This is a genomic window from Luteimonas suaedae, from assembly GCF_008312895.1.
GTDB classification, from domain to species: domain Bacteria; phylum Pseudomonadota; class Gammaproteobacteria; order Xanthomonadales; family Xanthomonadaceae; genus Luteimonas; species Luteimonas suaedae.
The window spans coordinates 30,922-57,454 of the sequence record NZ_VSSP01000009.1; the positions used below are offsets into that span (position 1 = coordinate 30,922).

The window sequence follows — 26,533 nt, forward strand, 5'->3', positions numbered from 1 at the left end:
CGCTCGATACGCATCCGTGTGCGCTCCAGCTGCCGCCCGGCGACCGGAACAGCGTCGGCAAGGCCGACCGGGGTTCGGTCCTCACGTCGAACTCGCAGGTTCGTTCCGAGCTGCGTTCGGCTACTACTCGACGGACTGCTTCGGGTCGAGTGCGGCCACTCGGCCGGCGAGCAGGCCTTCGATGCGGCCGTTGAGGCTGCGGGCGCCTTGGGGGGGCCTTCGCGCACTGCGGTGAGGAACGGCAGCGGGTTTTCGGCGGGGTGGCGTCGACACCGGGCGCTTGGCTGCGCTGATGGGTGGGTTCTGGCGACCCTGGCTCGCCCTGCGCTTACTGCGTGTCAATCGTCCAGTGCTTTTGGCTTCTTGAGCGCCTTCTTGTCTTCGGCTGCCAAGCGGCGCTCGACTTTCCTGACGTCTTCTTCCGGCGACAGGTTCTCCGGAACGATGCCGCGGCCAAGCAGGGTGTTGCGCACCGCCCGGTTGTTGGACACGTGTTCCTGCGAAATCGCGGATTCGCTGCGCATGCGTTGCTCGCGTGCGTTGTGAATGGTGATTTCAGTGGCGAAGTCCTTGGCCTTCAGGATCAGGGTGGGCGCGAAATCGGCCAGGGGACGGCTGGCGGGGACTTGCCAGCGCTGCTTCATGTCCTGGGTGTTGCGGCCGAACAGCGCGTGGTCGCCCTTGCTGCGGATCGTGGCGAAGTCCTGATTTGCCGCCCGTTTGCTGGTAGATCACGCCGGACAGTTCCCTTCTCGGTTTCGCTCAGCTTGCGACGCGCCTGCAAGCGCTCGGCTTCCAGCAGGCGTTGTTCGATCAGTTCGGCGCGGCGGGTCTGCAACGCGAAGTAGGTCTGCGCGAACGCGATTTCCGGCTTGCGCGGGTCGCCGTTCTGGGCAACCAGGTAGCAGGCGTAGCGTGTGAGCATGATGTCGTCGACCTCGCGCTGGCTGCCGGAGCCCAGGTCGACCATTTTCCCGACGTCGGCAAAATGGTCTGGAACCACATGGCCGGAGACTTCGCAAGCGGTCTTGGCCTTTGAAACCACGTTGAGGAAGTTGTCCCATTTGCTGTAGCCGAGCAGGTACTGCAAATCCCGGGCTAGCCAGAATTCGATCCCACCTTCGGTGTGGTTGGCGTGGGCCTCGAAGTTCTGCGTCAGGCTGTGGACCAGATCTTCATCCTTTCTCTCCTTCCGTGCGCGTACGTGGAATCTTCAGCCTACCGCGTTGCCACCCAAGCGCCAGCCCAACCCCGACCACCGGCCCGCATGCCGCGCCAGCGCCTCGACGATGACTTCGGCGCTGCCAGCCAGGTGCAGGGCGTGGCGGGCGCGGGTGAGGCCGGTGTAGATCAGCTCGCGGCTGAGCACGCGGTTGAAGCGGGCGGGCAGCAGCAGCCAGACCTCGTCGAACTCCGAGCCCTGGGCCTTGTGCACGGTCATGGCGAAGGCGCTTTCGTGGGCGGGCAGCGCGGCGGGGTGGAAGGGGCGCGGGCTGGCAGTGTCGTCGCCGGGGAACCAGGCGGCCAGGGCGCCGGTGGCGTCGCGCAGGCAGATGCCGATGTCGCCGTTGAACAGGCGGTGGCGGTAGCTGTTCTCGGTGATCAGCAGCAGGCGGCCGTGGAAATGGCCGGGGCCGGCGGCGCGGCGCTGGGGGCCGGCCAGGCCGGCTTCGGCCAGCAGGCCCTCGATGCGGGCGTTGAGGCCGCGCGCGCCCTGCGGGCCCTCGCGCACCGCGGTGAGGATGCGCAGGCGGGCGGCCTGGGCCAGGGCCTCGGCGGGGCTGGGAGCTTCGGCCAGGGCGGCCCAGTGGGCGAGCAGGCGGTCGCGGTGGGCTTGCAGGGGGTCGGTGAGGTTTTCGTGGAAGTGAACGCCGGTGAGGGTGGCGCCGCGCAGCAGGGAGAGAGTGGTGTTGGTGTCGCCCTGGCGCACGGCGGTGGCGAGGGGGGCGAGGTTTAGGGATTCGGATTGGCGGTAGCCGCGGGTGAGGTGGACGCGGCGGCCGGGGAAGGGGGTGGGTTCGCCGGCGGGTTGGGCGTGATTGGGGTCGCCAGCGGGCGCGGGGGTGTGGGCGCCGGTGGGGGTGTGGGTTTCGCGGCCATGGGCCGCTCCTACGAGGATGCCGGTTAGGACGTCGCCGGCTTCTACGGAGGGGAGCTGGTCGGGGTCGCCGAGCAGGACCAGGCGGGCGCCGGGGGGGACGGCTTCGACCAGCTTGGCCATCAGCGGCAGGTCGATCATCGAGGCTTCGTCCACCACCACCACGTCGAAGGGCAGCGGGTTGTCGGCGTGGTGGCGGAAGCTGGGCGAGTCGGGGATGGTGCCGAGCAGGCGGTGCAGGGTGGTGCCGGTGGTGGGGAGTTGCTGGCAGAGGGTCGGGTCGATGCCGGCTTCGGCCAGCGCCTGCACCGCGGCGCGCACGCTTTCGGCCATGCGCTCGGCGGCGCGGCCGGTGGGCGCGGCCAGGGCGATGCGCGGGGCGGGGCGGCCGGCGTGTTGCGCCTGCGCGGCCAGCAGCACCAGCAGGCGGGTGATGGTGGTGGTCTTGCCGGTACCGGGGCCGCCGGTGATCAGCAGCAGGGTGTGGTGGAGGGCGAGGGCTGCAGCCTGGGCCTGGTGGTCGCCATCGGGTGGTGCGGGGGCGCCCTGCTCCGTCGCTTTCGCGGGTACGCCGGGTCCGGTTCGGGACGGGGGCTCTTCCGGCGAAGCGGGCGGCGGGCCCGGGTGGGCTGCGGCGTCGGGCCGGGACGCGTCGATGCCGTCCGTGTGGGCGGGCGGGGACGCGTCGGCGGGGCCGGCCGGAGCGGCGCCGGGGAACAGCCGCGCGAACAGGGCCGCGAGCGCGGCCGGGTCGCCCGGGTCGGGCGCATGCGTGCCGATGCGGCGCAGGCCGTAGGCGAGGCGGCGCTCGTATTCGCGGTAGCGGCGCAGGTACAGCAGGCCGGGGGCGTTGGGGGCGGCTTCGAGGACCAGGGGGGCGTCGGGGGCGGATTCCTCTTCGGCAGTGGCGGGGCGGGCGACCCAGCGGGAGGCGGCGAGTTCGGCGCGCCATGCTTCCGGTTCCGGCCAGTCGATGTCGGCTTCGACCAGGCGCCGGGGCTGGGCCGGGTCGAAGCCGGCGTGGCCGGAGGCGACCGCCAGCGAGGCGAGCGCGGCGGCGGCGAGCACGCTGTCGGGGGTGGCCGGGTCCAGGCGGCGCAGGCTCTGGGCGAAGGCGTGGTCGAGGGTGCGCAGGGCGCCGGCCTGGGCGAGGGCCTGGAGCAGCTGGGTGGTCATGGGGCGGTACCGCCTGGGGTGCCCTCACCCCAACCCCTCTCCCGTGAACGGGAGAGGGGCTTGTTCGCCAGCTCCGGCGTGTTTGTGGGGTCGGGGGTTTGCTCTGGCGTTAGCGGATTTGCGGGGTGGGGAGTGCCAGCGAACAGAGCATCGAGTGCGTGGACGAGTTGCGGGTCGAAGCGCCAGGCGCGGATGCCGGGGGCGTCGGGGGAGTAAGGGCGGGTGGCGTCGAGGCCGCGGCAGAAGAGGTAGCGGATGCCGCCGAAGTCGCGGGTGTAGTCGTAGTCGGCCTCGCCCAGGCGGAAGCGCAGCCAGCGGTGCAGGGCGAGGGTGTAGATCAGCGCCTGCAGCTCGTATTCGCTGTGGGCCATGGCCGCGTCCAGGTGGGCGGGGCCGTAGCCGGGCAGGCGGTTGCTCTTGTAGTCGAGCAGGTACCAGCGGCCGTCGTGCAGGTAGGTCAGGTCGATCAGGCCGGTCATCAGGCCTTCCAGCCTTCGGCGCGCGCCGAAACCGGTGCGGGCGGTGAGCAGGCCGTGGCGGTGCAGCAGGGCCAGCAGTTCGTCGACGCGGGTGGGCGCGAGCGCGAACTGGAACTCGATCTCGGGGCGGCGCGCATCCGCCGGCAGCTCGGCCAGGCGCAGGCCTTCGGGCAGGGCCGCGGTGAGGGTCTGGCCGATGAGCGGGGTGAGTACGGCGATGCCGTCGTCGAGGTCGGCGTCGGCGTAGCCTGCGGCGCGCAGGCGTTCGAGGATGATGTCGCCCTCGCCCGCCGGCGCCGGCAAGCCCGGCGCCCAGCCGCGCCACTGGGCGAAGTCGCTGCGCTCGAGCACGTCGTGCAGCACCACGCCGAAGCGGGCGCCGGCGAAGCGGCGGTCGAAGGTGTCGGCGTCGGCTGCGTCGGGGCCGGCGGTAGGGGCATCGGTGCGATCGGTGGGGAGCGCGTCGTCGCCCGCGTCGGGTTCGTCGTAGCCGCCGGCGGCGGGCATGGTGGCGGCGCTGGAGGCGTCGCCGCCGGCCTCGGCATTGGCCAGCTGGGTGAAGCTGTAGACCCACCAGTCGCTGGCCAGGCTGCGGGTGGCGATGCGCGCGGGCGGCACCGCGGCAGTGGACTGCGGCGGCAGCCAGGGCAGCGCTGCGGGCGGTTCACGATTTTCGATGTGCATGTCGCCGCCGAGCGCTGCGACGAGCGCGGCGGGGTCGGCGATCATCGGCGCCAGCGCGGCCTTGTCGTGGCAGTGGAAGCGGCCGCCGGCCAGCCACAGCGCGTGGCGTGCGCGGGTCAGGCCGACGTAGAGCAGGCGCGCGTCCTCGGCGCGTTGCGCCTCCAGCCAATTCTGCTTCGCGTCGTCCCAGCCGCTGGCGGAGGGCAGCAGCTTCCAGTGCAGCACGCGGCCGTCGTCGCCGGCCACGGTGACGTGCCGGCCGGCATCGCGCGGGCGGCCGCCGATGCCGGCGAACGGCAGGAACACCAGCGGGTATTCCAGGCCCTTGCTCTTGTGCAGGGTGACCACCTGCACGCGGTGAGCATCGGATTCCAGCCGCAGGAGTTGGCTGTCGTCGTCGGCGCTGGCGGCGGCGATCGCGCGGGCGAGCCAGTCGACCAGGCCGTGCAGGCCCAACGCGCGGCCCTGTGCCTCCTGCAGCAGCTCGGCCAGCTGCAGGTAGTTGCTGAGCCGGCGCTCGCCGTCGAGCAGGCCGAGCAGGCGGGCGGCGTGTTCGGCGCAGAGATCGCTGACCAGCGCGAGCGGTCCGCCGCGCTGCAGTCGGTCGCGCCAGCCGAGTGCGGCCAGCTGCCACCGGCGCAGCGCTTCGCCGTCACGGTCGAGCGCGGCGATGGCCTGCGCATCCTCGCCGACCAGCACCGTGGCCAGCGCGGTGCGCAGGCGGCCGTCGTCGGCGCCGTGCAGCAGCGCCAGCAGCAGGGCATGCATGTCGCGCGCCTCCGCCGTGGCGAACATGCTCTGCCGCCCGGCGGCGACCGCCGGGATGCCGACCAGCGCCAGCGCCTGGCGGATCCGCGTGGCCTCGTGGTGCGAGCGCACCAGCACTGCGATGTCGCCGGGCCGCACCGGACGGCCGTCGATCGTCGCGCTGCCGGTGCGCGCATCGCCCAGCACGCCATGGATCGCGGCGACGCAGGCCCGGGTGGCGAGCTCGCGCGAACGGCCGGCGCTGTAGGGCTTGAGCTTGCCCTTGTGGTCGGGCGGAGGCTCCGGCGCCTGCCACAACGTCAACGCCGGGGCGGGCGCGCCGTCGCGCAGGAAATCCCCGTCCTGCCGCAGGCCGCCCGGGGCGACCGCGCGGAACGCGATGCGCGCATCGACGAACGGCGCCTGGCCGGCGGCGTCGGCCTGGGCGTACAGCGCGGCGATCGCGCGCAGCAGGCCGGGGCGCGAGCGGAAGTTGAGCGACAGCGCCGGCGCTTCTTCCGCGCTGGCCTTGGCGGCGAGGTAGGTCTCGACGTCGCCGCCGCGGAAACCGTAGATCGCCTGCTTGGGGTCGCCGATCACGAACAGCGCCGGCGCGCCGCTGGCGGCGCCGAACACGCGCTCGAAGATACGCCACTGGCGCGGGTCGGTGTCCTGGAACTCGTCCACCAGCGCCACGCGGTACTGGCGGCGCAGCGCGGCCACCAGCGCATCGGCGCGGGCGCGGGCCTGGGGGGTCAGCTCGCCGTCATCGCTCGCGTCGATGTCGAACACGTCGGCGACGCGGTCGATCAGGTCGTCGTAGGTCTGCACCCGCTGCTGCTGCTTGAAGCGGTCGACGCGGCCGCGGGCGTCGCCGCGCAGCCGGTGCAGCAGTTCGGTGCGGCGCACGTCGTGCCATTCGGCCACCGCGGCCAGCGCATCGAGGTAGGCGGGCACGGCATCGCAGATCGGAGAGTCGGGGGTGCGGCCGGCGCCGGCCTTGCTGGTGCGCTGCTGCAGGGTGTCGCGGTGCAGCTGCGCCAGCTTGGGGTGTTCGAACGGCGTGTCGTAGTCGCTGTCTGCGCACCAGGCGTGCAGCGCATCGAACAGGGCCGCGATCCATTCGGCCTTGTAGCTGCCGCCGTGCAGCACCTTGGCTTCCACCGCCGCCAGCAGCGCGGCGCGGAACTCGTCGCCATGGGCGCGGAACGATTCGGCCAGCGCGGCGCCGGCGGCGCGCAGGCGCGGGCGCGGGTCGCCCGGCAGTTCGGCCAGCGCCGGGCGCAGCACGCGTTCGCGCACCAGCGGCGACAGGTCCCCGGCCAGGGCGGCGTGGCCGCCGGGCCAGAGCGCCAGCAGGTCGTCTGCAGCGTCGGGCCCGGCGCCGTGCGAGCGCCACAGGTCGGCGGCGATCGCCTCGCGCAGCGCGGTGTCGTCGGTCATCAGCTCGGGCGCGTCGAAGCCCTGCCCGGCTTCCAGCGCGTGCTCGCGCAACACCCGCGCGCAGAAGCCGTGGATGGTGAAGATGGCGGCCAGGTCGATCTCGTCGGCGGCAGTGCGCAGGCGGCGGTGCAGGGCGGTGGCGGACTCGGTGCCGCGGGCGAGATGCGCGTCGATGATCGCGCGGGTGAGCGCAGCCTCGGGCGTGGCCTGCTCCGCGGCCGGCGCGTCGACGCTGTCGGCGGCCAGCAGCAGGCGCGCGCGGATGCGGCTGCGCAGCTCCTGGGTGGCGGCCTCGGTGTAGGTGACGGCGAGGATCTCGCCGAGCTTCAGTCCGCCCTCCACCACCAGCCGCGCCACCAGCGTGGCCAGGGTGAAGGTCTTGCCGGTGCCGGCCGAGGCCTCGATGGCGCGCACGCCGTCGAGCGGCAGCGCCAGGTAGGGATCGGCGTGGGAATCGGCGTGCGGATCGGCGGCGGCGCTCATTCGGCGTCCTCCACATCCAGGTCCGCGGCGATGGCGTGCAGCGCGGCGGCGTCGGTGCCGCCGTACCCGGTGCCGAAGACCAGCGCGCCGAAGATGGTCATGGTCTGGTCGACGAAGGCGATCTGCGTGGCCTCGTCGGTGAACGGGTCGCGGCCGCGCAGTGCCAGCCGCAGCGCCTCGGTGTTGCCCTCGCCCCAGCTGCGGTCGCTGCCGCGCCATTTTTTCGCGGCAGCATCGAGGCCCTTTTCCAGCGAGTCGGCGGTGAACAGTTCCCAGCCGCTGTAGGGCGCGAACGCCAGCGGCGCGCGCAGGCCGGCGCCGCGCAATGTGACTAGCCGCGCCAGCAGCGCGCGGGCCTGCTCGGGTGCGAGCGCAGCGCGCGGGTGCGGGCCCTTGCCGGCGTCGCCGCCGTCATGGAATTCCACCAGCGGTGCTTGGAGCCCGGCGGCGCTGGCCAGCAGCCAGTCGAGGCCGTTGCGGATCGAGGCATTGCCGTTGGGCGGGTCGAAACGAAGCCGGGCGATGCCCTGTGGATAGACGTCGGCGATGCGGCCGTGCAGGCGCACGCCGTGTTCCGATCCGGGGAAGTCGATATGGGTTTCGAGCCGCGGCGCGTCCGCCGCCGCGTCTTCGCGCCAGACGCGGAAGGCCTCGGCGTAGGGGTCGACTTCGCTGCGCACTGCTTCCAGCGTGCGGCGGCCGAGCGGGCCGGAGGGCAGCAGGCCGCGCGCGCGCAGCAGTGCCTGGGTGGTGGCGTCGTCGTCGCCGCGCAGGCAGGCGTCGAACACCGCGCGCTGCAGCGCGTGCCGCGCCAGGCCGCGGCCGGGTGCGAGCAGCGGTTCGACGTCGCCTTCCGGCGCCTCGACCTCGGCCAGGCGCATGCCGAGCCGGTGGCGCAGGAAGGAGTCCGCGGGCGCCTGCAGGAAGCGGCGCAGGGTGTCGAGCGACAGCGCGTCTTCTTCGGTTGCGTCGTCAGCCGGCGCGAGCGCGGCGCCGTCGAACCACGGCGGCAGCGGCGTGCGCCGCTGCGCCGGCTGCGACGCGGCCGGCCACCACTGCCGCCGGTACGAGAAACGGCGATCGTCGCCGGCGCCGAACGCGGCCGGCGCGAACGGCTGCAGCGGGTGGTGCACGACCAGCGCCTGGCCGGCGTTCGCCTCCGGTGCGTGCTGCGCATCAGCGGCTTCGAGCAGTTCCGACACCAGCACCGAGGGCACGCGCGCGCTGCCGTCGTTGGGGTCCGCGCCCTGGTAGCTGAGATAGAACACGTCCTGCGCGGCGGCGAACAGCTGCAGGAACAGGAAGCGGTCGTCCTCGCGGGTGGAGCGGTCGCCGGCCTTGCGCCGTTCGGTGCCGAGTTCGGCGGTGAGGCGGTTGAGGCCGGCGGCCGGGTCGCGGCGCGGGAAGTCGCCGTCGTTCATGCCGAGCAGGCAGATCGCGCGGAACGGCAGCAGCCGCATCGGCACCATGCGGCCGATGCTGACGCCGCCGGTGAGCAGCGGCGCGCGGGTGTCGGCCTCGCCGAGCGCGGCGGCGAAATGCGCGCGCACCGCCTCGGCCGGCACCGGCGCATCGAAGCCGGCGCGCGCGGCGTCGGCGGCGAACGCATCGACCAGGTTGCGCAGCCGATCCAGCGCGCGCTGCGCGGCGGGCGTTGCCGGCGGGCGCGGCAGCAGCGCATCGAGCAGGCGCAACAGGCGGTCGCGCCAGTCGGCCGGCGGCATCGCCTCGGCCAGTAGGGTGGCGTGGCGCGCGAGTACACGCAGCAGCCGGATCAACCTGTCCAACGCGTCGAGGGCGCTACCTTCCAGCTCCGGCAGCGGTGACACGATCTGGCCGGACGCGGCGGCGATCGGCGCGTCGCTGCCGCTGGCGTGGCCGAGCAGCAGGCGGTCGAGCGCGAACGCCCAGGTGTAGGCATCGTCCTGCGGCGCGTCCAGGCGCGCGCGGTGCGCGGCGTCCAGGCCCCAGCGCGCGCCGGCGGCGTGCAGCCAGGCGTGCAGGCGCGCGAACGCGCCGGCGTCGAGCCCGGCCGATTCGGCCAGCGGCGGGCTGGCGAGCAGGTCCAGGGTTTCCTGCAGCCCGAAGCGCGCCACCGGCAGCGCGAGCAGGCGCAGGAACACCTCGGCCAGCGGTTCGCCGGCGAGCGGGCTGGCGTCGGCGACCGCGTAGGGAATGGCGTCGTCGCGGCCGGGGCGGGCGAACACGGCGTCGAGGTAGGGCAGATACGGATCGATGTCCGGCGCCAGCACCGCGACCTCGCGCGGCTGCAGCGGCGGGTCGAAGCGGGCGTCCTCGAACAGCGCGCGCAGCTGGTCGTGCAGCACCTGCAGCTCGCGCAGGCGGGTGTGGCAGGCGTGCACCTGCAGGCTGGGATCGTCGCGGCGCACGGCGGGCAGGCGCGTGCGCGGGTCGTCCGCGGTCGGCGCCGGCGGCGGCGACGGCCGGCGATGGAACAGGTCGGACTGCAGCCGCCGCAGCAGGCTGCCCTGCAGCGCGCCGCCGCCCTCGCCCGGATCGGCGTCGCCGCGGATCTCGAGGTCCGGGTGCACCACCTCGTAGCCGCCGAGCACGGCCATGAAGTCGCGGCCGGCGTGGCCCCAGGCTTGCAGCAGCGGGTTCTCGGAGCGGGCGGCATCGTCGTGCGCGGCCGCGACGCCGCCGGCGCGCACGCGCTGCAGGTCGCCCCAGTAGTCGTGGCTCGGCGAGGGCACGTACAGGTGCAGCGTGCCGACGCGCGCCTGGGTGGCCAGCACCCGCAGCACGTCGGGCGAGACGTTGAGGGTGGCGAACGCGAACAGCCGCGGCGGCAGGCCGGCGGGCAGCGGCGCGTCGCGGGCCTCGAAGCGGTCGAGGTACTGCTGGATGCGCCGCGCGCGGTGGCCGCGGCCGCGGGCGATGCGCCGCCACAGCATCGCCTGCGGATCGTCCGGCTCGGCGCCCGCCTCCCAGCGCAGCAGCCACTCGCGGCGCCAGGCCTGGTACTTCTCGAACACCGAGGCGAGTTCGCCGGCCAGCGCCCAGGCGCGCAGCGGGTCCGGACCCTCGACGTGCGCGCGCAGCGCCGCCAGCGCGGGCTGCGCCATGAACCCCGGGTCGATCAGCGCGGCATACAGGAGCCAGCGCAGCGTGGCCGCATCGGGTTCGTCCGTGGCCGGGCCGAGGTTGGCGGCGAGCGCACGGGCGACGAACTCGCCCGGGGTCAGGAACTCGAGGTTCGCGGCGACCCCGTGCGCGGCGGCGAGCGTGGCCTGCAGCCAGCGGCGCATCGCCACCTGCGGGATCAGCACCGTGTCCGGCGTCAGCAGCGACTGCCCGTCCGCGGGTTCGCGCAGGGTCTCGGCCAGCAGGCCGGCGAGCACCTCGAGCGCGTTGGAGTGGTACAGGCGAAAGTCGGGTGCGGCGCTGGTCATGAGCGATGCATTGTCTCCCAGCGTCGTCGCAAGCAGGGAGAACGCCCGCATTGGCCACAGTCCGCGGTCCGCGCGACGCCCAGTGACGCCACGCTGCCGCGTTCCGCGCGTCGCGTGATCGCCACGCGACGCGCTGGCGTTGTCGTGCGTCGACACGCGGGCTCCCGACGCCGCTGATCATCGTGCCGCTGATCATCGAAGCGGTCGCGCGATGCCCGCACCCGCGCACCGGACCCGATCCACGCCGCGCGTCAGGGCAGAAGGCCGCATCCCGGGCGTCGATCACGAGACGCACCGTTTCGCGCCCCGGGATGGCGAGTGTGTACCGCCGCGGGCGCGGGCCGCCGATAATTGGCGCCATGTCCCCCACTTCTCCCTGGCGCGGCCGGCTGGTCGCGCTGGCCGGCATTGTTCTATCGGCTTTCAACCTGCGCACTGCAGTCACCGCGCTGACGCCGCTGTTCGACCGGGTGAGTGCGGACCTGGGCTTCGGGCCCACCGTGATCGGCGTGTTCGGCATGCTGCCGACGGCGGCGTTCGCGCTGTTCGGCGTGGTCACGCCGCGGATCGTGCGGCGCATCGGGCTCGAGCGCACGGTGCTGCTGGCGATGGCGCTGACCGCGGGCGGTTCGCTGCTGCGAGGCGTGTCGGGCGACACCGCGACGCTGCTGGCGGCCTCGGCCACGGCACTGGCCGGCATGGGCGTCGGCAACGTGGTGCTGCCGCCGCTGGTGAAGCGCTACTTCCCCGACCGCATCGGCCCGCTGAGCATGGCCTACATCTCGGCGCTGCAGGTGGGCACCTTCGTCCCGGCTTTCCTGGCGGTACCGCTGTCGGACGCGTTCGGCTGGCCGGCCTCGCTGGCGGGCTGGACGATCCCGGCGGTGGCCGCCACCGTGCCGTGGCTGGTGCTGCTGCGCCGTTCCCCGGTTGCATCGTCGCAGTTGCCGGGCGAGCTGAAGGTGTTGCCGGTCGCCGCTCCGCACCGCCCGCTGTGGCGGTTGCCGCTGGCCTGGGGCATGGCGCTGATGTTCGGCATGACATCGCTGGCCACGTATACGGTCTTCACCTGGCTGCCGACGATCCTGGTCGGGGCCGGCGGCGACCGCGCGCTGGGCGGCAACATGGTCGGGCTGTTCTCGCTGCTGGGCACGGTGTCGGCGCTGGCGATGCCGCTGCTGGCGATACGGGTGCAGCGGCCGGTCTGGCTGGTGGTGGCGTGCGCCGGGGTCATGGCGCTGGCCTATCTCGGGCTGCTGTTCTCGCCGCTGCGCGGGACGATGCTGTGGGTGCTGCTGCTGGGCCTGGGCCCGGCGACGTTCCCGCTGTCGCTGACGCTGATCAACCTGCGCACCCGCAGCACGGCAGGCGCGGCGGCGCTGTCCGGCTTCACCCAGGGCGTGGGCTACGCGCTGGCTTGCGCCGGGCCGCTGCTGTTCGGCTGGCTGCACGACCTGACGCACGGTTGGGAGCTGCCCTTCGCCTTCCTCGGGCTGTGCCTGCTGGTCCTGCTGGCCGGAGGGATGCTGGTGAACCGGCCGCGCCAGTTGGAAGACGAGTGGGACGTGGCTTCGCGGTGACGCGCTTGGCCGGCTGACGGCTCGGCTTCGGCGCGGCCCGGGATGAACGCTCGCTTGCGACGTGTGTCCTGGCGCGATGGGAACGAGGGCGTGGCTCGGCCTGGCGCTGCAATCGCGCCTCTGGCGGGACAGGTCGGCCCGGGCACGGGACAATTTCTGTACTCACGGGTTCAGTCGATCGGTTAAGATTCAGTTCGCAGCCGCCAAGCTATGCAACGTTTGCCGCCCGCTCCTTTTCCCGCCTTCCCGCGCTGGTCTTCATGCCCGAATCGAACACCCCCGCCGTGCGCCTTGTCGACGTCCGCCTCGATCGCGGCACGCGCACGGTGCTGCGCGACATCGCGCTGGAGGTGCCGCGCGGCAGCGTGACCGCGGTGCTGGGGCCGTCGGGCAGCGGCAAGTCGACCCTGCTGGCGGCGCTGACCGGTGAACTGGTGCCGGCCGCCGGCACCGTCGAGGTGTTGGGCCAGCGCGTGCCGCAGCGCAAGCGCGAACTGCTGGAACTGCGCAAGGGCATCGGCGTGCTGCTGCAGGGCAACGGCCTGCTGACCGACCTGACCGCGGCCGAGAACGTGGCGCTGCCGCTGCGCATGCATACGCGGCTGCCCGACCCGGTGATCCGGCGGCTGGTGGAGATGAAGCTGCACGCCGTCGGCCTGCGCGCCGCCGCCGACGTGTACCCGCGCGAGCTGTCCGGCGGCATGGCGCGCCGCGTAGCGCTGGCGCGCGCGCTGGCGCTGGATCCGCCGCTGATGGTCTACGACGAGCCGCTGACCGGGCTGGACCCGATCGCCAGCGGCGTGATCATGAGCCTGATCGCGCAGCTCAACGCCACGCTCGGCCTGACCAGCATCATCGTCACCCACCACGTGCACGAGACGCTGCCGGTGGCCGACCGCGCGATCGTGATCGCCAATGCCCGCATCGTGTTCTCCGGCACGCCGGACGAGCTGCAGTCGAGCACCGATCCGCTGGTGCGGCAGTTCCTCGACGGCGAGCCGGACGGGCCGATCGCGTTCGACGCGGCGCCGCAGGAGCGTGCGGCATGAACGGATTCGCCGAAGCCATCCGCTCCGTCGGCCGCGCCGGCCTGTTCTCGCTGTCGGTGCTGCGCGCGTCGAAGCCGACCCGCGATTTCTTCGCCGAGCTGGTGCGCGAGATCTACAAGATCGGCGCGCGCTCGCTGCCGATCATCGCCGTGGGCGGCGCCTTCGTCGGGCTGTCGGTGACCCTGCTCGGCTTTCGCGCACTGGAGACCTACGGCGCCTCGAACCAGGTCAGCGTGCTGGTCGGCCTGGGCCTGTACCGCGAGCTGGCGCCGGTGCTGACGGCGCTGCTGTTCGTCGGCCGCGCCGGCTCGTCGATCGCCGCCGAGTTGGGGCTGATGCGCGCCACCGACCAGATCACCGCGCTCGGGCTGATGGCGATCGATCCGGTCGCCAAGGCGGTGGCGCCGCGGTTCTGGGCGGCGGTGATCACGGTGCCGCTGCTCACCGGGTTCTTCTGCAGCTTCGCGATCAGCGCCAGCTATTTCGAGGCGGTGCACGTGCTCGGCATCGACAGCGGCATGTTCTGGCAGGCGATGAAGGACGCGGTGGATTTCCGCGGCGATTTCATGAATGCGTTCTACAAGTCGGCCGTGTTCGGCGGCACCGCGGCGCTGGTGGCCTCGTACGTGGGGTTCCATGCCGAGCCGACCATCGAGGGCACCTCGGTGGCGACCACGCGCGCGGTGGTCAACGCCTCGCTGCTGGTGCTGATGTTCAACTTCGTCATGTCGGCGTTCCTGTTCTGACGATGACGACGACCACCACGCCAATGCTGCTTTGCCACGGATCTTCGCGGATGGACGCGGACCTCGCTTCCTGCCGGTCGTTCCTCCGTGATCATCCGCGGAACTCCGCGGCCAGGCGCCTTCTTCCATGGCGCGACGGCACGCTCCACTACTTTCCGGAGACAACCCCATGAGCACCCGCGGTCCCCGTCTCGAATTCGCCGTCGGCGCCTTCCTGCTGCTGGCACTGGGCTCGTTGCTGGTGCTGGCGATCGCCTCCACCAACGGCCGCTTCAGCCTCGGCGGCGACAGCTACGAGCTGACCGCCCGCTTCAGCAACCTCGGCCAGCTGCGGCGGCAGGCGCCGGTGCGCGTCGGCGGGGTGACCATCGGCCGGGTCGCGGCGATCGAGCTCGATCCGGTGCGCTTCGACTCGATCGTCACCCTGGCCATCGACAACCGCTACCGCGACATGCCGATCGACACTTCCGCCAGCATCCTCACCGGTGGTCTGCTGGGCGAGAGCTACGTCGACCTGCAGCCCGGCGGCGACATGGAGTCGCTGCAGCCCGGCGAGGAGATCGCCTACACCTCGCCCGCGGTCGACCTGATGCAGATGGTCGGCAAGTACATGTTCAGCGGTCCCGGCGGCGACCAGGCCCCGGCCGAGGCGCCGCCGGACTCCAGCGGTGCCGAACCGCTTCCTTCCCCCGAGGAGCCCAACCCATGATCAAGCGCAACCTGTTCTCCCTCGCCATCGCCGCCGCCCTGCTCGCCTCCGCACCAGCCCTGTCGCTGGCGCAGGACGCGGCGGCCGGCGCCGCCCAGACCCAGGGCTCGCCGAGCAAGCTGGTGCTGGACAACACCCAGCGCATCCTGAGCACGCTGGAACAGCGCCGCAGCGAATTCAGCAACAACCGGGCGGCATTGAACGACTTCGTACAGAAGGAGTTCGAGACGATGTTCGACCGCGACTACGCCGCGCGCCAGGTGCTCGGCCGCCATGGCCGCGGCGCCGACGAGGGCGACATCAAGCTGTTCGCCGACGCCCTCGCCGACAGCCTGCTGCGCCGCTACGGCGCTTCGCTGCTGGACTTCAACACCCGGTTGCGGGCGCGCATCAAGTCCGAGACGCCGCTGCCGCGCGGGCTCGGGGTCAAGGTGTCGAGCGAGATGCTGCGCCAGGGCGGCGAGCCGATCCCGGTCGACTACCTGATGCGCCAGTCCGGCGGCCAGTGGAAGGTGTTCGACGTGCAGGTCGAGGGCGTGAGCTTCGTCAGCACGTTCCGGCGCCAGTTCGACGCCGAGCTGCAGCGCAAGTCGATCCGCCAGGTCGCCAACGAGCTGCGCCAGGGGCAGCTGGAGGCCGAGGCCGATGTCGGCCAATAACGCCGGCCTGCGCCGCGACGGCGACGCGCTCGCGTTCAGCGGCGCGCTGCTGCGCGCGGACATCGCCGGGCTGTGGCCGCAGGCGACGAAAGCGCTGGACGGCGTGCGCCGTTTCGACCTCGGCGCGGTCGAGCGCATCGACAGCGCCGGCCTCGCCCTGCTGTCGGCGCTGGCCGCACGCGCCGGCGGCGCGGTCGAGGTCACCGGTGATCCCGCCGGCCTGGCCGACCTGCGCGCCGCCTACCGGCTGACGCCGACGCTGGCGTTCGCCGACAACCGCTGATCGGCGTCCGCGCCGCCCGCCATCCCCGACGGGGATGACCACACAAGGATGAGACCGCGCCCCATGTTCGTTCGTTCGCATTCCCTCCTCGGCGCCCTGCTGGCGCTCCTGCTGGCGGGCTGCGCCGGCACCGGCGGCCAGGTCCGCAGCGACCCGGCCCCGGCCGGGACGGCCGGCGCCGCAACGACATCCGCCGCCGGCACGGATTCTTCGCCCGCGTCCGCAACCGTGGACACGGGCGACACGCCGCAGGCTGCGGCCGTGACGGCGCCGGAACGCCCGCGCTCCGGCGAAACCGCGGCCGATGCCGGCGCCCCGCCCGCCAACGGCAATGGCGCGCCGACCCAGGCCGAAGTGGACTACGCGGCGATCTACGGCGAGGAGGTCTACGACCCGATCGCCGATCCCACCCTGCCCGACCCGGCGCAGATGCCGGCCAGCTACGACCCGTGGGAGCCGTTCAACCGCCGCATGCACCGCTTCAACAACGCCATCGACCGCACCATCGCCAAGCCGCTGGCGACCGCCTACCTGGAAGTGGTGCCGCGCCCGGTGCGGCTGGGGGTGCGCAATTTCTTCCACAACCTCGGCCAGCCGGTCAGCGCGCTCAACGCGCTGCTGCAGGGCAAGCCGAAGCAGGCCGGGCACTCGCTGGGCCGCTTCATGGTCAACAGCACGCTGGGCATCGGCGGCATCTTCGATCCGGCCAGCGACGCCGAGATCCCCAACCGCAGCGAGGACTTCGGCCAGACCCTCGGCGTCTGGGGCTGGGAGCGTTCGCGCTATCTCGAGCTGCCGCTGTTCGGCCCGCGCACCGTGCGCGACGTCTTCGGCATGGCCGGCGACGCACCGCTGTCGCCGACCCGGCAGCTCGACGACAACCACATCCGGATCTTCCTGCAGGGCCTGCAGCTGGTCGACGTGCGCACCCAGCTGATGGCGGTGGACCGCATGCGCGAAGGCGCCGCCGACGAATACGCGCTGGTGCGCGATGCCTGGATGCAGCGCCGCCAGTACCAGATCCACGGCGACCGCGAGGGCGACGACGACGAGTTGCTGCCGGACTACCTGCTCGACGACGAGGCCAACCCGACGGTGCCGATCGATGCGATGCCGGTGATTCCGGGCACGCCGTAGCCGTTCTCGCTGGCACGCGCATAGGAGCGCGCCATGCGCGCGATGCCGCGGGCATGGCGCGGCCTGCAAATCCCGGTCACCGGCGCACCTGCCGGTCCGGAGTCGCGGCATCCACCGGATCCTGCCAACACCCGCGGCATCGCGCGCATGGCGCGCTCCTACGGTTCGGATGCGTCGGGCTCGTCGCCCAACAGCGCCTGCGCCTCGCTGCCCGGCAGCGATTCCACGGTCTTCAACTTGCGTTCGATCTGGCGCGTGCGCACCCCGGCATGCTTGAGGCTCTTCTGCACGGTGTCGAGCTGGCCATGCGCCTTCTCCAGCACCGTGGCGAACTTGCCGAACTCGGCCTTCACCGCACCCAGCACCTGCCAGACCTCGCTTGAGCGCTTCTCGATCGCCAGGGTGCGGAATCCCATCTGCAGGCTGTTGAGCAGCGCGGTGAAGGTGGTCGGGCCGGCAAGCACGATACGATGTTCGCGCTGCAGCAGGTCCACCAGGCCGGCACGGCGGATGGTCTCCGCGTACAGGCCTTCGGTGGGCAGGAACATCACCGCGAAATCGGTGGTGTGCGGCGGCACCACGTACTTCTCGCAGATCGACTTGGCCTGCACGCGGATCGCACGTTCCAGCTGCGCCGCGTTGATGCGCACCGCCTCGGCGTCGCCCTTCTCCTGGGCATCGAGCAGCCGCTCGTAGTCCTCGCGCGGGAACTTGGAATCGATCGGCAGCCACACCGGCACGTCCTCGTCGCCGCGCCCGGGCAGGCGGATGGCGAAGTCCACGGCCTCGATGCTGCCCGGGCGCACCCGCACGCTGCGGGCGTACTGCTCCTGGGTCAGGGTCTGTTCGAGGATGTTCTCCAGCTGCACCTCGCCCCACCCGCCGCGATCCTTGACGTTGCTGAGCACGCGCTTGAGATCGCCGACGCCGGTGGCCAGCTGCTGCATCTCGCCCAGGCCGCGCTGCACCTGTTCCAGGCGCTCGGAGACGAGCTTGAACGAATGTCCCAGACGGGTTTCCAGCGTGGTCTGCAGTTTTTCGTCGACGGTGGCGCGCATCTGCTCGAGCTTCGCCGCGTTGTCGGCCTGCAGCGCCTTGAGCTGCTGTTCCAGGGTGGTGCGCATCTCGCCGATGCGCTGCTCGTTGCGCTGGATGAGTTCGTTGAGCCGCGCGCCCAGGCCGTCGGCGAAGCGCTGCTGCGAATCACCCGACTCCTGGCGCCCCTTGCGGGCATCCTCGGCGAGGCTTTCGCGCAGCAGGTCCAGGCGTTGGTCCATGCGCGTGGACAGGTCGCCCAGGCTGCGCGCGAACATGTCCATCCGTGCATCCTGCTGGCGCGCGAGGCCCTCCAGCTGCTCGCGCAGTTCGCCGCGCCCGGTGCGCTGCTCTTCGCGCATGGCCTGTTCCAGCAGCGTGGTGCCCGGACGGCGGAACAGCGTGACCAGCTGGATCGCGAGGACGGCCAGCAGCAGGCCGCCGAGGATGAGGAGTTCGGATTCCATGCGCGCAGTGTAGCCAAGCGCGTCGCAGATGCTGCGCCGTTGCCGCGGTCCGCGCCGGGAGCGCTACGTTGCGCCGCCGGGCGGGTCGCTGCCGATACCGTGCCGCGATCGGCTTCGCGACCGCGGCGCTTCGGCGCCCCGTTCCCGGTCCCGGCTGCCCGCTTCCGCAGCGGGGCGGCGGCCTAGGGAAGGTCTGAACAACTCGGCTCTTGATCGTCATCCCCGCGAAGGCGGGGATGACGGCAGTTAATCAGACCTTCCCTAGAACCTGTAGCTCAATCCGAGCGTGATCGAGCGGCCGTATCGGTAGTAGCCCTGCGACAGCAGCGGATTGCCGTTGATGCTGTAGGTCTGCTCGTCGTCGAGCAGGTTGCGGCCTTCCAGCGAGGCGCTGAAGCGGTCGTTGAACTCGTAGGAGACGTGCGCGGTCAGCCAGGTCAGGGGATCGGCCTGTTCGTTGTAGCCGACGCCCAGCACGTTGATCGCGGTGACGAAGCCGTCGGTGCGATCGGCGGTCGCGCCGAGCGACCACGGGCCCTTTTCGTACATCACGCCCAGCGAGTACACCGACGGCGCGATGCCCTCGAGCGGCCGCTCCTCGTCGTCGACCCAGCTCTTCGACCAGTTGCGCGTGTACTGGGCGCGCACGCCGAAGCCGTTGTCCCAGAAGTGCTGCAGGCCCGCCTCGATGCCGCGCACCTTGGCGTAGTCGCCGTTGATCGGGCGCTGCACGTTGAACAGGGTCGGGCCGGTGGTGACCGGATTGCCGTCGGTATCGACGATCGGGCCGACGCCGATGTCCTGGCCCGGCTCCCAGCTGGTGGTGATCTGGTTCTCGATGCGCTTGTAGAACACCGCCACGTTGGCGATCGAGTTCTCGGCGAAGTACCACTCCAACGAGGCATCGGCCTGCCTGGCAGAGTACGGCTTGAGGTCGACGTTGCCGCCGTAGATCTGGGTGAACTCGCCCCAGGAGACGCTGGCGGTGGTATTGGTCGGCGCGAGCATGTTCACCGGCGGGCGCGCCATCGTCTTGGCGGCACCCAGGCGCAGCTGCAGGTCGTCGGTGAAGCGCCAGGTGAAGTTGCCCGACGGCAGGTAGTAGGTGTAGTCGCCGTCCTGGCGGATCTCGCTCGGCTCGTCGTAGGCCGCGGTGTAGTTGAACGCGCCGTTTTCGACGATCCGCAGGATCTGCGCGTCCCACGCCTGCGCGGTGGTCTTGGTCTTGACCATGCGCACGCCGGCGTCGGCGGTCCAGCGCTCGCCGGACATCTCCAGCTGCAGCCACAGGCTGTCGGTCTTCTCGGTGACGCTGTAGCTCTCCAGCGGGTTCCAGGCCGGGGCGGCGTTGGCGAAATCGTAGGGGCTGCCGTCGGCGCGCAGGTTGCCGTCGTAGGCGGCGAGCTGCTGCAGGTAGTTCGGCACGTCGAAGCCGAGGAACGAACGCGGGAAAACCGCGCGCACCCCGGTCATGAAGTGGGGCGGCGCGATCGACTCGTTGATCACGTTGCCGCCGAGGTCCGCCACATTGATCGCGTTGGCGCCCGAGTAGTAGTCGGCGCCCGCGTTGAGGGTGTTGTTGATCAGCTCGCGCGACTTCTCGCGGTCGGTCCGGCCGACGCCGAAGCGCAGCCGGTCCAGGAAGGAGCGGCCGACGAAGAGGTCGCCGTCGATCGTGGCACCGGTGATTTCGTCGACGACGTTGTCGCCCAGCAGTTCCATGTAGTGGGTGTTGAAGTCCGAGGCGCCGAATTGCGAGGGGTCGAAGCCGTTCTCCAGCGAGCGCCCGTCGTCGAAATCGACCCATACGTCCGGCACCGCGGCACCGCCCAGCGCGATGCGCGCGCTGTTGGGCTGGTTCATGCGCAGCACGACGTAGGTGTCCTGCCCGCCCGAGTAGCGCTTGGAGGTCGAGCGGTAGACGTCGCCGGTCAGGACCAGGTTCGCGGTGGCGTTCCACTGGCCGTTGATGCCGTACAGGTCGGTGTCGACCACACGATGCTCGGTGACGTTGAGCAGCTCGGGGTTCAGGCGCTGCTCCGGATCGGGGTTGTCCATCGTGAACCCGGTGACGATGCCGTCACGGATGACGAGATCGGACCAGCGGCCGGGCGCGAACAGGGTGTAGTACGACTGCTGGTAGCCGACCTTGGGCGCGTCCAGGCGGGTGCTGAGTCCGTCGACGACGATCCGGACGTCGTCGTTGGGCCGCCACTCGAGCTTGCCGGACAGCGCGTGGCGCTTCTTCTCCTCGACGATCGAGCCGACCCGGAACTGGCCCGGTGCGATCAGGCCGTACTCGTCCTCGTCCAGTTCGCCGTTGCCGTTCGGGTCGATGTTGCCGCCCCAGGCGTTGCCCCATAGCCAGCTCTCGTCGTTGGGATCGGGGTTGCGGGTCCAGCCGCCGTCGTTGCCGGCGATGTCGGTGCGGTCCTTGCGCCGGCTGTACACCGCGCCCAGCAGCACGCCCACGGTGTCGTTGGCGAAGGTGTTGCTGTAGGCGGCGGAAAACTTGCCGCCGTCGAGCTCGGACATCAGGTTGCGGTCGCCCTCGAGGCGGACGATGCCGTGCTGCCCGGTGCGGTCGAAGGGGCTCGCCGAACGCAGGTTGACCAGGCCGCCCACCGCGCCCTCCGTGTTCATGGCCTGCGCGCCCTTGATCACGTCGGCTCCGCTGATCACGTCCGCCGGCAGCACGTCGAAGGCGAAGTCCCGGCCCGCGCCGTCGGTGGCGAGGATGCGGCCGTTGAAGGTGGTCAGGGTGTATTCCGGGCCCAGCCCGCGCACGCTGACCGTCTGGCCCTCGCCGCCGGCGGTGCGGCTGATCGCCACGCCGGTGATGTGGCTCAGCGAGTCGGCGACGTTGTCGTCCGGGAACTTGCCCAGCTCCAGCGCGCTGATCGAATCCTGCACGGTGCCGGCGTCGCGCTTGAGTTCGATCGCCCGGGCCTGGCTGGCGCGCACGCCGGTCACCACCACCGCGTCCAGGGTCTCGGTCACCTCGCGCGTGTCCGCCGCATCCTCGGCCAAGGGATCCTGGGGCGCGGCGCCGGCAGGTTGCTGCGCGAACGCAGTTCCGCTGACCAGCAGGGCGAGCGCGATTCCACGGTACAGCGGGTGAGGTGCGGCGTTCACTGGGTTCTCCTGGGTGGCGCGACGGGTAACCTGCGACAAGCAACGAAATCGAGCGTATTACAGGTTTCGTTTTGCATCAATAGCGAAACACAACGAAATTTGGCATACTCCGCCCGGTCCCGAGGACATCCCCATGGCAGCGACCCGCGACACCAGCCAACGCCGTCTGCAGATCAGCGAACTCGTGCGCCAGCAGGGCAGCGTCCAGGTCGACGCCCTGGCCCGGCGCTTCGGTGTCAGCATGCAGACCGTGCGCAAGGACCTGCGCTACCTGGCCGAGCGCGGCGTGATGACCCGGGCGTACGGCGGCGCGATCGACAGCGGCGTGGTCGGCGGGGCGGCGGTCGAGCCGCCCTACGAGGCCAAGCGCACCGTCAACCTCGAGCAGAAGCGTCGTATCGGCCGGCGCGCGGCCACCCTGGTCAGGCCCGGTGACACCATCGCCATCGATTCGGGCACCACCTCGATCCAGCTGGCCGAGGCGCTGCCGGACATCGACGTCACCGTGGTCACCAACGATTTCGGCGTGCTCGGCGCGCTCACCGCCAAGTCCAACGTCAACATCGTCATGCTCGGCGGCGAGCTGCGCCGCAAGAACATGGCCTTCTACGGCGGCCTGACCGTCGAAGCGCTGGGCGCGCTGCACGTGGACCGCCTGTTCCTGGGCGTGGACGGCTTCGATCTGGAGCGCGGCATCACCACCCACTACGAGCCCGAAGCGCTGCTCAACCGGAAGATGGTCGAGGCCGCACGCGTCGTCGTCGCGATCACCGACAGCTCCAAGTTCGGCAGGGTCTGCCTGCATCGGATCATCCCGGTGAGCGCGATGGACACGCTGATCACCGACACCGGCGCGCCGGAGGAGATCGTCGAAGCCAGCCGGGAACTCGGCTTCGAACTGTTGCTCACCTGACACCGCTCAGTTCCCCGCCCCGCTCGCGGCCGGGATCGGCGCCGGTGCGAACATCCTGGCGGCGTTGGCGTAGTAGAGCTTGTCCACCACGGCGCGCGGCAGCGCCAGGCCGGGCACGTCGGCGTCGATCGTCTCCACCCGCTGGCTTTCCGCGGTGGCCAGGTAGCGCCAGTCGGCACGCCAGACTGCGTGGGCCTGTCGCCTGAACTCGTCCGGGTCCGCATCGGGCCCGAGTGTGAGGTCGGTCCCGTAGAGCACCCGATCCTGGTAGCGGATGAAGAAGTCCCGCACCTTGTCGCGGTCGCGCACCGACTGGTATTGCACCTGGCTCATGCGCGCCGCCAGGTCGACGGTGGCGTGGGGAAACCGGTCGAGGAACGCCGCCAGGCGATCGACGTCGTACTCGAGGCTGCCCAGGTGCGCGCCGACGAAGCGCAGCTGCGGGTGCGCGGCCAGGAACCGGTCGCGGGCGGCGACCTGGTCCTCGTAGCCCGGCTCTTCCGGGTGCAGGTACATGTGGTACTCGGGATGGTTGCGGAAATACTCGCGATCGTTGTCGGTGGTCATCTCCTCCAGCGGCAGCCAGCAGTTGTGCGGCTCGCCCTGGTGGCCGATCAGCGCCACGCCCAGCGCGCGGATCCGCTCGGCCACCGGCGACAGGCCGGGATGGTCGAGCATGATCAGGCGGCCGTCGGCGTCCTTCTCGACCATGCCTACGTTCTTCCAGATCTTGACCGCCCGCGCGCCCTGCGCGACATCGCGGGCCAGCGCGGCCGCGACCGTGTCGGCCCAGCCCGGTGCGCCGAAGCCGTCCATCGGGAAGGTGGTCGCCCAGTGGAAACGCGCCGGTTCGGCTGCCGCCAGCGCCAGGGCCGCCGCATGCTGCGTCTCGAGGGTCGGGAAGTCCGGATAGTCGACGTTGATCGACATCAACTCGAAGCCGTCGGCGCGCGCCTGCTCCAGGAACGCGGTGTCCATGGTGTTGGCGTGGACGTGGGCGTCGTACTTCCGCACCCGGGAGAAATCGGACATCGCGTAGACGGCGGCGGCGGCGGCGGCGTCCGCCGGCCCGGCATCGGGCGGCGCGGTCGGCGCGCACGCGGCGGCGCCCAGCGCCGCGCATCCGAGGAGCACCATCTGCTGCAGGACCCTGTGCATCACGCGCTCCTGGGGTTCATAACGAAACTTACTGAAACCATATCGCAACAAAACGCTTGCATCAACCGGCGCGTCTCAAGCAGAATCGAACGACCTCGACCGGATCGCGCCCATGGCCCCGATTGAACGCCGCACGCTCCTGAAACTGATGGCCGGCAGCCTGGTCGGCGCCGCCTCCTGGGCCGCGCTGCCGCCGGCGCAGGCCACCGCGGGTCGTGGCGGCAAGCTCGCCGACGCGCGACTGGAGGACGGCGTCCTCTCGATCGCCTTCGACCGGCAGCTGCGGACCCGCGTCGGTTCGGGCGGCAAGTGGCTGACCCGGTACCAGGACAGCGAACGCCTGCTGCTGGCGGACGGCAGCGCCGAAGCGTTCGCGTTCACCGGGACACAGCTGCTTCCGCTCGACGACGCCCGCCACGGACCGGGCCGGCAGCTGCTGGTGCGCGGCCGCTCGGCGCGCGGGATCGAGAAGCAGGTCGCGGTGTCGCTGTTCGATCGCCAGCCCGGCATGGCGGTGCTGCAGGTGCGCTACCGCAACCAGGGCGCGGCCGCGGTGGAGGTCGCCGGCTGGCGCAGCGCCGCCCACGAGCTGGCCGACGCCCCCGGCGGCTTCTGGAGCTACTCCGGCGCGACCCACACCGATCGCCGCGACTGGGTGCAGCCGCTCGACGCAGGTTTCGAGCAGCGCAACACCCTGGGCATGGATTCCTCCGACTACGGCGGCGGCACGCCCGTGGCCGACCTCTGGCGGCGCGACGTGGGCCTGGCCGTCGGCCACGTCGAACCGGTGGTGCGGCTGCTGGACATGCCGGTGCGCCGGACCGACGGTGGCGCCAGCATCGCGGTCGAATCGCGGGTGCCCGTGGTCCTGGCGCCAGGACAGACCCTGGTGACCGACCGGGTGCTGCTGAACGTTCACGGCGGCGACTACTTCGCGCCGCTGACCCGGTACCGGGAGTTCATGCGGGCCGAGGGCATCGTCGCGCCCCTGGCACCGGAGTCGGCCTTCGCGCCGGTCTGGTGCGCCTGGGGCTATGAGCGCGACTTCAACGTCGAGCAGATCCTGGCGACCCTGCCGAAGGCGCGCGAACTGGGCTTCGAATGGGCGGTGCTCGACGACGGCTGGCAGACCAACGAGGGCGACTGGCAGATCGACCGGCGCAAGTTCCCGCGCGGCGACGAGGACATGCGCGCCTTCACCCGCGCGGTGCGCGCGCAGGGCATGCGCCCGCGGCTGTGGCTGGCGCCGCTGGCGGCCGACCCCGGCAGCGACGTGCTGCACGAACATACGGACATGCTGCTGCTGGACGAGTACGGCGCGTTCCAGACCGTGACCTGGTGGAACGCGCTGACCCAGTGCCCGGCCTACCAGCCGACGATCGATTTCTACGTCGCGCTGGTGAAGAAGGCGATCGGCGACTGGGGCTTCGAGGGCCTCAAGCTCGACGGCCAGCACCTCAACGCCGTCGCGCCGTGCCACAACCCGGCGCACGACCACGCCGATCCCAACGAATCGTTCGAAAAGCTCGCCGACTTCTGGAGCGCGATCCACAAGGCCGCGCGCGAGGCCAATCCCGACGCGGTGGTGGAACTGTGCCCGTGCGGCACCGCGTTCGCGTTCCACAACCTGCCGGCGACCGACCAGTTCCCGTCCTCGGACCCGCTGTCGTCCTGGCAGGTGCGCAGCAAGGGCAAGACCATGAAGGCGCTGATCGGCGAGCGCAGCAGCTACGCCGGTGACCACGTCGAGCTGTCGGACGGCGGCGCCGATTTCGCCTCCAGCGTCGGCATCGGCGCGGTGATCTCGTCGAAGTTCACCTGGCCCAGGGATACCGAAACGCCCACCGCGCCGCTGCCGCCCGGCGGCTACGTGCTGACGCCGGAGAAGGAAGCGCTATGGCGCAAATGGGTCGGCCTGTACAGGCAGCACATGCTGCCGAAGGGCGACTACCTGGGATCGCTGTACGACATCGGCTTCGACACGCCCGAAGCGCATGCGATCGCCCGCGACGGGAGCATGTACTACGCGTTCTATGCCGACACCTGGAAGGGCCGGGTGGAACTGCGCGGGCTGGGCCGCGGCCGCCATCGCGTGCGCGACCTGTTCAACGACACCGAGCTGGGCACCGTGGACGCGGACGACAACACCCTCGACGTCGCGTTCTCGGAGTTCCTGCTGCTGCAGGCGACGCCCGTGGACGCGGCCGCATGAGCGCCACCGCCATTGCCGGCGCAAGCCGGCGCCCGTGGCTGGTCTACGCGCTGACCACGGTGCTGCTGTGGGGGGTGTGGGGCGCGCTGTCGGGCCTGTCCGCCGAGCACGGATTCCCCGAGACGCTGGTCTACTGCGTGTGGGCGCTGACGATGATCCCGCCGGCGCTGTACATCCTGTGGCGCGGCGGCTGGGCGCTGGACCGCTCGCCGGGCGCGATCGCCTTCGGCATGACCATCGGCCTGCTCGGCGCGGGTGGACAGATGCTGTTGTTCCACACCCTGACGATCGGTCCGGCCTACTTCGTGTTCCCGATCATCTCGCTGTCGCCGGTGGTCACCATCGCGCTGGCCTTCCTGCTGCTGCGCGAGCGCACCGGCCCGCGCGGGGCGCTGGGCATCGCCCTGGCGCTGCTGGCGCTGCCGCTGCTGGACCTGTCGTTCGGCCGCGGCGCCAGCGGGGGGCTGGGCTGGTTCCTGCAGTCGCTGCTGATCATGGCGGCCTGGGGCGTGCAGGCGTACTTCATACGCCTGGCCAACCACACCGTGCGCGCCGAGAGCATCTTCTTCTACATGATGCTGGGCGCGGTGCTGCTGGCACCGGTGGCGCTGGCGATGACCGACTGGACACAGCCGATCAACCTGGGTCTCGACGGCCCGTGGATGACCGCGGCGATCCAGATCCTCAACGCCGTCGGCGCCCTGACCCTGGTGTACGCGTTCCGCCACGGCAAGGCGATCGTGGTGGCGCCGCTGACCAACGCCGGCGCGCCGCTGGTCACCGCCGTGCTGGCGCTGCTCTTCGCCAGCGTGGTGCCCGGGCCGCTGAAGATGGTCGGCCTGGTGCTGGCACTGATCGCCTCGCTGCTGCTGGTGAGCGAACCCGAACGCGACAGCGCGACCGTCCCCTCCTGACCGGACCCGCCCC

Annotated in this window: 18 protein-coding genes; 10 read left to right on the plus strand and 8 right to left on the minus strand. The window is 71.4% G+C overall.

The window, feature by feature from the left end:
• Nucleotides 1-338: 338 nt before the first annotated feature.
• The 5 genes from FXO19_RS19445 to recC all read right to left on the minus strand — a co-directional run bounded on the left by FXO19_RS19445 (nt 339) and on the right by recC (nt 10,523).
• Nucleotides 339-644, minus strand: coding sequence for a hypothetical protein (locus FXO19_RS19445; protein ID WP_223115509.1), 306 nt, complete (start codon nt 642-644; stop codon nt 339-341).
• Entirely contained in the window at nt 641-1,090 is a 450-nt protein-coding gene (locus tag FXO19_RS19450; protein WP_255516424.1) for a BRO family protein, read from the minus strand. The genes FXO19_RS19445 and FXO19_RS19450 overlap by 4 nt, the downstream gene beginning before the upstream one ends.
• 123 nt (nt 1,091-1,213) lie before the next feature.
• Nucleotides 1,214-3,274: an exodeoxyribonuclease V subunit alpha gene (gene recD / locus FXO19_RS13420; protein ID WP_149195616.1), complete on the minus strand. Its 2,061-nt coding sequence runs from the start codon at nt 3,272-3,274 to the stop codon at nt 1,214-1,216.
• The gene (locus FXO19_RS13425; protein WP_149195617.1) at nt 3,271-7,110 is read right to left on the minus strand and encodes a UvrD-helicase domain-containing protein; all 3,840 of its coding nucleotides are present in this window, start codon (nt 7,108-7,110) and stop codon (nt 3,271-3,273) included. Before FXO19_RS13425 ends, recD begins: the two co-directional genes overlap by 4 nt.
• Nucleotides 7,107-10,523 (minus strand): exodeoxyribonuclease V subunit gamma, encoded by a 3,417-nt coding sequence (gene recC / locus FXO19_RS13430; RefSeq protein WP_149195618.1) that lies wholly within the window; start codon nt 10,521-10,523, stop codon nt 7,107-7,109. The genes FXO19_RS13425 and recC overlap by 4 nt, the downstream gene beginning before the upstream one ends.
• Before the next feature lie 359 nt (nt 10,524-10,882).
• On the opposite strand from recC, the gene FXO19_RS13435 reads away from it, so the two are divergent.
• From FXO19_RS13435 to FXO19_RS13465, 7 genes are all read left to right on the plus strand, one after another.
• Nucleotides 10,883-12,103 carry a CynX/NimT family MFS transporter gene (locus FXO19_RS13435; RefSeq protein WP_149195619.1) on the plus strand — a complete coding sequence of 407 codons (1,221 nt, stop codon included), beginning with the start codon at nt 10,883-10,885 and terminating at the stop codon, nt 12,101-12,103.
• A 260-nt stretch (nt 12,104-12,363) separates the two neighbouring features.
• The gene (locus tag FXO19_RS13440) at nt 12,364-13,152 is read left to right on the plus strand and encodes an ABC transporter ATP-binding protein (protein WP_149195620.1); all 789 of its coding nucleotides are present in this window, start codon (nt 12,364-12,366) and stop codon (nt 13,150-13,152) included.
• Nucleotides 13,149-13,898, plus strand: coding sequence for an MlaE family lipid ABC transporter permease subunit (locus FXO19_RS13445; RefSeq protein WP_149195621.1), 750 nt, complete (start codon nt 13,149-13,151; stop codon nt 13,896-13,898). Before FXO19_RS13440 ends, FXO19_RS13445 begins: the two co-directional genes overlap by 4 nt.
• A gap of 169 nt (nt 13,899-14,067) precedes the next feature.
• A complete protein-coding gene (gene mlaD / locus FXO19_RS13450) occupies nt 14,068-14,607 on the plus strand; it encodes an outer membrane lipid asymmetry maintenance protein MlaD (RefSeq protein WP_149195622.1) in 540 nt (179 codons plus the stop codon).
• Nucleotides 14,607-15,266, plus strand: coding sequence for an MlaC/ttg2D family ABC transporter substrate-binding protein (locus FXO19_RS13455; protein WP_425481482.1), 660 nt, complete (start codon nt 14,607-14,609; stop codon nt 15,264-15,266). Before mlaD ends, FXO19_RS13455 begins: the two co-directional genes overlap by 1 nt.
• On the plus strand, nt 15,253-15,549 hold the full coding sequence (locus FXO19_RS13460; protein WP_149195624.1) for an STAS domain-containing protein: 297 nt from the start codon (nt 15,253-15,255) through the stop codon (nt 15,547-15,549). Before FXO19_RS13455 ends, FXO19_RS13460 begins: the two co-directional genes overlap by 14 nt.
• Before the next feature lie 63 nt (nt 15,550-15,612).
• Nucleotides 15,613-16,686 carry an MlaA family lipoprotein gene (locus tag FXO19_RS13465; protein WP_149195625.1) on the plus strand — a complete coding sequence of 358 codons (1,074 nt, stop codon included), beginning with the start codon at nt 15,613-15,615 and terminating at the stop codon, nt 16,684-16,686.
• 158 nt (nt 16,687-16,844) lie between these two features.
• On the opposite strand, the gene FXO19_RS13470 is transcribed toward FXO19_RS13465, so the two are convergent.
• Nucleotides 16,845-18,188, minus strand: coding sequence for a DNA recombination protein RmuC (locus tag FXO19_RS13470; RefSeq protein ID WP_149195626.1), 1,344 nt, complete (start codon nt 18,186-18,188; stop codon nt 16,845-16,847).
• Nucleotides 18,189-18,449: 261 nt separating this feature from the next.
• Nucleotides 18,450-21,323 (minus strand): TonB-dependent receptor, encoded by a 2,874-nt coding sequence (locus tag FXO19_RS13475; RefSeq protein WP_149195627.1) that lies wholly within the window; start codon nt 21,321-21,323, stop codon nt 18,450-18,452.
• 133 nt (nt 21,324-21,456) lie between these two features.
• On the opposite strand from FXO19_RS13475, the gene agaR reads away from it, so the two are divergent.
• Complete coding sequence (gene agaR / locus FXO19_RS13480; protein WP_149195628.1) at nt 21,457-22,236, plus strand: transcriptional repressor AgaR; 780 nt, start codon at nt 21,457-21,459, stop codon at nt 22,234-22,236.
• Nucleotides 22,237-22,242: 6 nt separating this feature from the next.
• Here agaR and FXO19_RS13485 read toward each other — a convergent pair whose 3' ends face one another.
• Nucleotides 22,243-23,394 (minus strand): amidohydrolase family protein, encoded by a 1,152-nt coding sequence (locus FXO19_RS13485; RefSeq protein ID WP_149195629.1) that lies wholly within the window; start codon nt 23,392-23,394, stop codon nt 22,243-22,245.
• 112 nt (nt 23,395-23,506) lie between these two features.
• Between FXO19_RS13485 and FXO19_RS13490 the strand changes: the two genes are divergently transcribed.
• Both FXO19_RS13490 and FXO19_RS13495 read left to right on the plus strand, forming a co-directional pair.
• Nucleotides 23,507-25,606 (plus strand): glycoside hydrolase family 36 protein, encoded by a 2,100-nt coding sequence (locus tag FXO19_RS13490; RefSeq protein WP_149195630.1) that lies wholly within the window; start codon nt 23,507-23,509, stop codon nt 25,604-25,606.
• Nucleotides 25,603-26,520 (plus strand): DMT family transporter, encoded by a 918-nt coding sequence (locus FXO19_RS13495; protein WP_149195631.1) that lies wholly within the window; start codon nt 25,603-25,605, stop codon nt 26,518-26,520. The genes FXO19_RS13490 and FXO19_RS13495 overlap by 4 nt, the downstream gene beginning before the upstream one ends.
• The last annotated feature ends 13 nt before the right edge of the window (nt 26,521-26,533 follow it).

Bases quoted from the DNA above. Each gene is read 5' to 3' on its own strand.
- FXO19_RS19445 (WP_223115509.1), bottom strand. From the start codon at position 644: ATGAAGCAGCGCTGGCAAGTCCCCGCCAGCCGTCCCCTGGCCGATTTC.
- recD (WP_149195616.1), bottom strand. From the start codon at position 3,274: ATGACCACCCAGCTGCTCCAGGCCCTCGCCCAGGCCGGCGCCCTGCGC.
- FXO19_RS13425 (WP_149195617.1), bottom strand. From the start codon at position 7,110: ATGAGCGCCGCCGCCGATCCGCACGCCGATTCCCACGCCGATCCCTAC.
- recC (WP_149195618.1), bottom strand. From the start codon at position 10,523: ATGACCAGCGCCGCACCCGACTTTCGCCTGTACCACTCCAACGCGCTC.
- FXO19_RS13435 (WP_149195619.1), top strand. From the start codon at position 10,883: ATGTCCCCCACTTCTCCCTGGCGCGGCCGGCTGGTCGCGCTGGCCGGC.
- FXO19_RS13440 (WP_149195620.1), top strand. From the start codon at position 12,364: ATGCCCGAATCGAACACCCCCGCCGTGCGCCTTGTCGACGTCCGCCTC.
- FXO19_RS13445 (WP_149195621.1), top strand. From the start codon at position 13,149: ATGAACGGATTCGCCGAAGCCATCCGCTCCGTCGGCCGCGCCGGCCTG.
- mlaD (WP_149195622.1), top strand. From the start codon at position 14,068: ATGAGCACCCGCGGTCCCCGTCTCGAATTCGCCGTCGGCGCCTTCCTG.
- FXO19_RS13460 (WP_149195624.1), top strand. From the start codon at position 15,253: ATGTCGGCCAATAACGCCGGCCTGCGCCGCGACGGCGACGCGCTCGCG.
- FXO19_RS13465 (WP_149195625.1), top strand. From the start codon at position 15,613: ATGTTCGTTCGTTCGCATTCCCTCCTCGGCGCCCTGCTGGCGCTCCTG.
- FXO19_RS13470 (WP_149195626.1), bottom strand. From the start codon at position 18,188: ATGGAATCCGAACTCCTCATCCTCGGCGGCCTGCTGCTGGCCGTCCTC.
- agaR (WP_149195628.1), top strand. From the start codon at position 21,457: ATGGCAGCGACCCGCGACACCAGCCAACGCCGTCTGCAGATCAGCGAA.
- FXO19_RS13485 (WP_149195629.1), bottom strand. From the start codon at position 23,394: ATGCACAGGGTCCTGCAGCAGATGGTGCTCCTCGGATGCGCGGCGCTG.
- FXO19_RS13490 (WP_149195630.1), top strand. From the start codon at position 23,507: ATGGCCCCGATTGAACGCCGCACGCTCCTGAAACTGATGGCCGGCAGC.
- FXO19_RS13495 (WP_149195631.1), top strand. From the start codon at position 25,603: ATGAGCGCCACCGCCATTGCCGGCGCAAGCCGGCGCCCGTGGCTGGTC.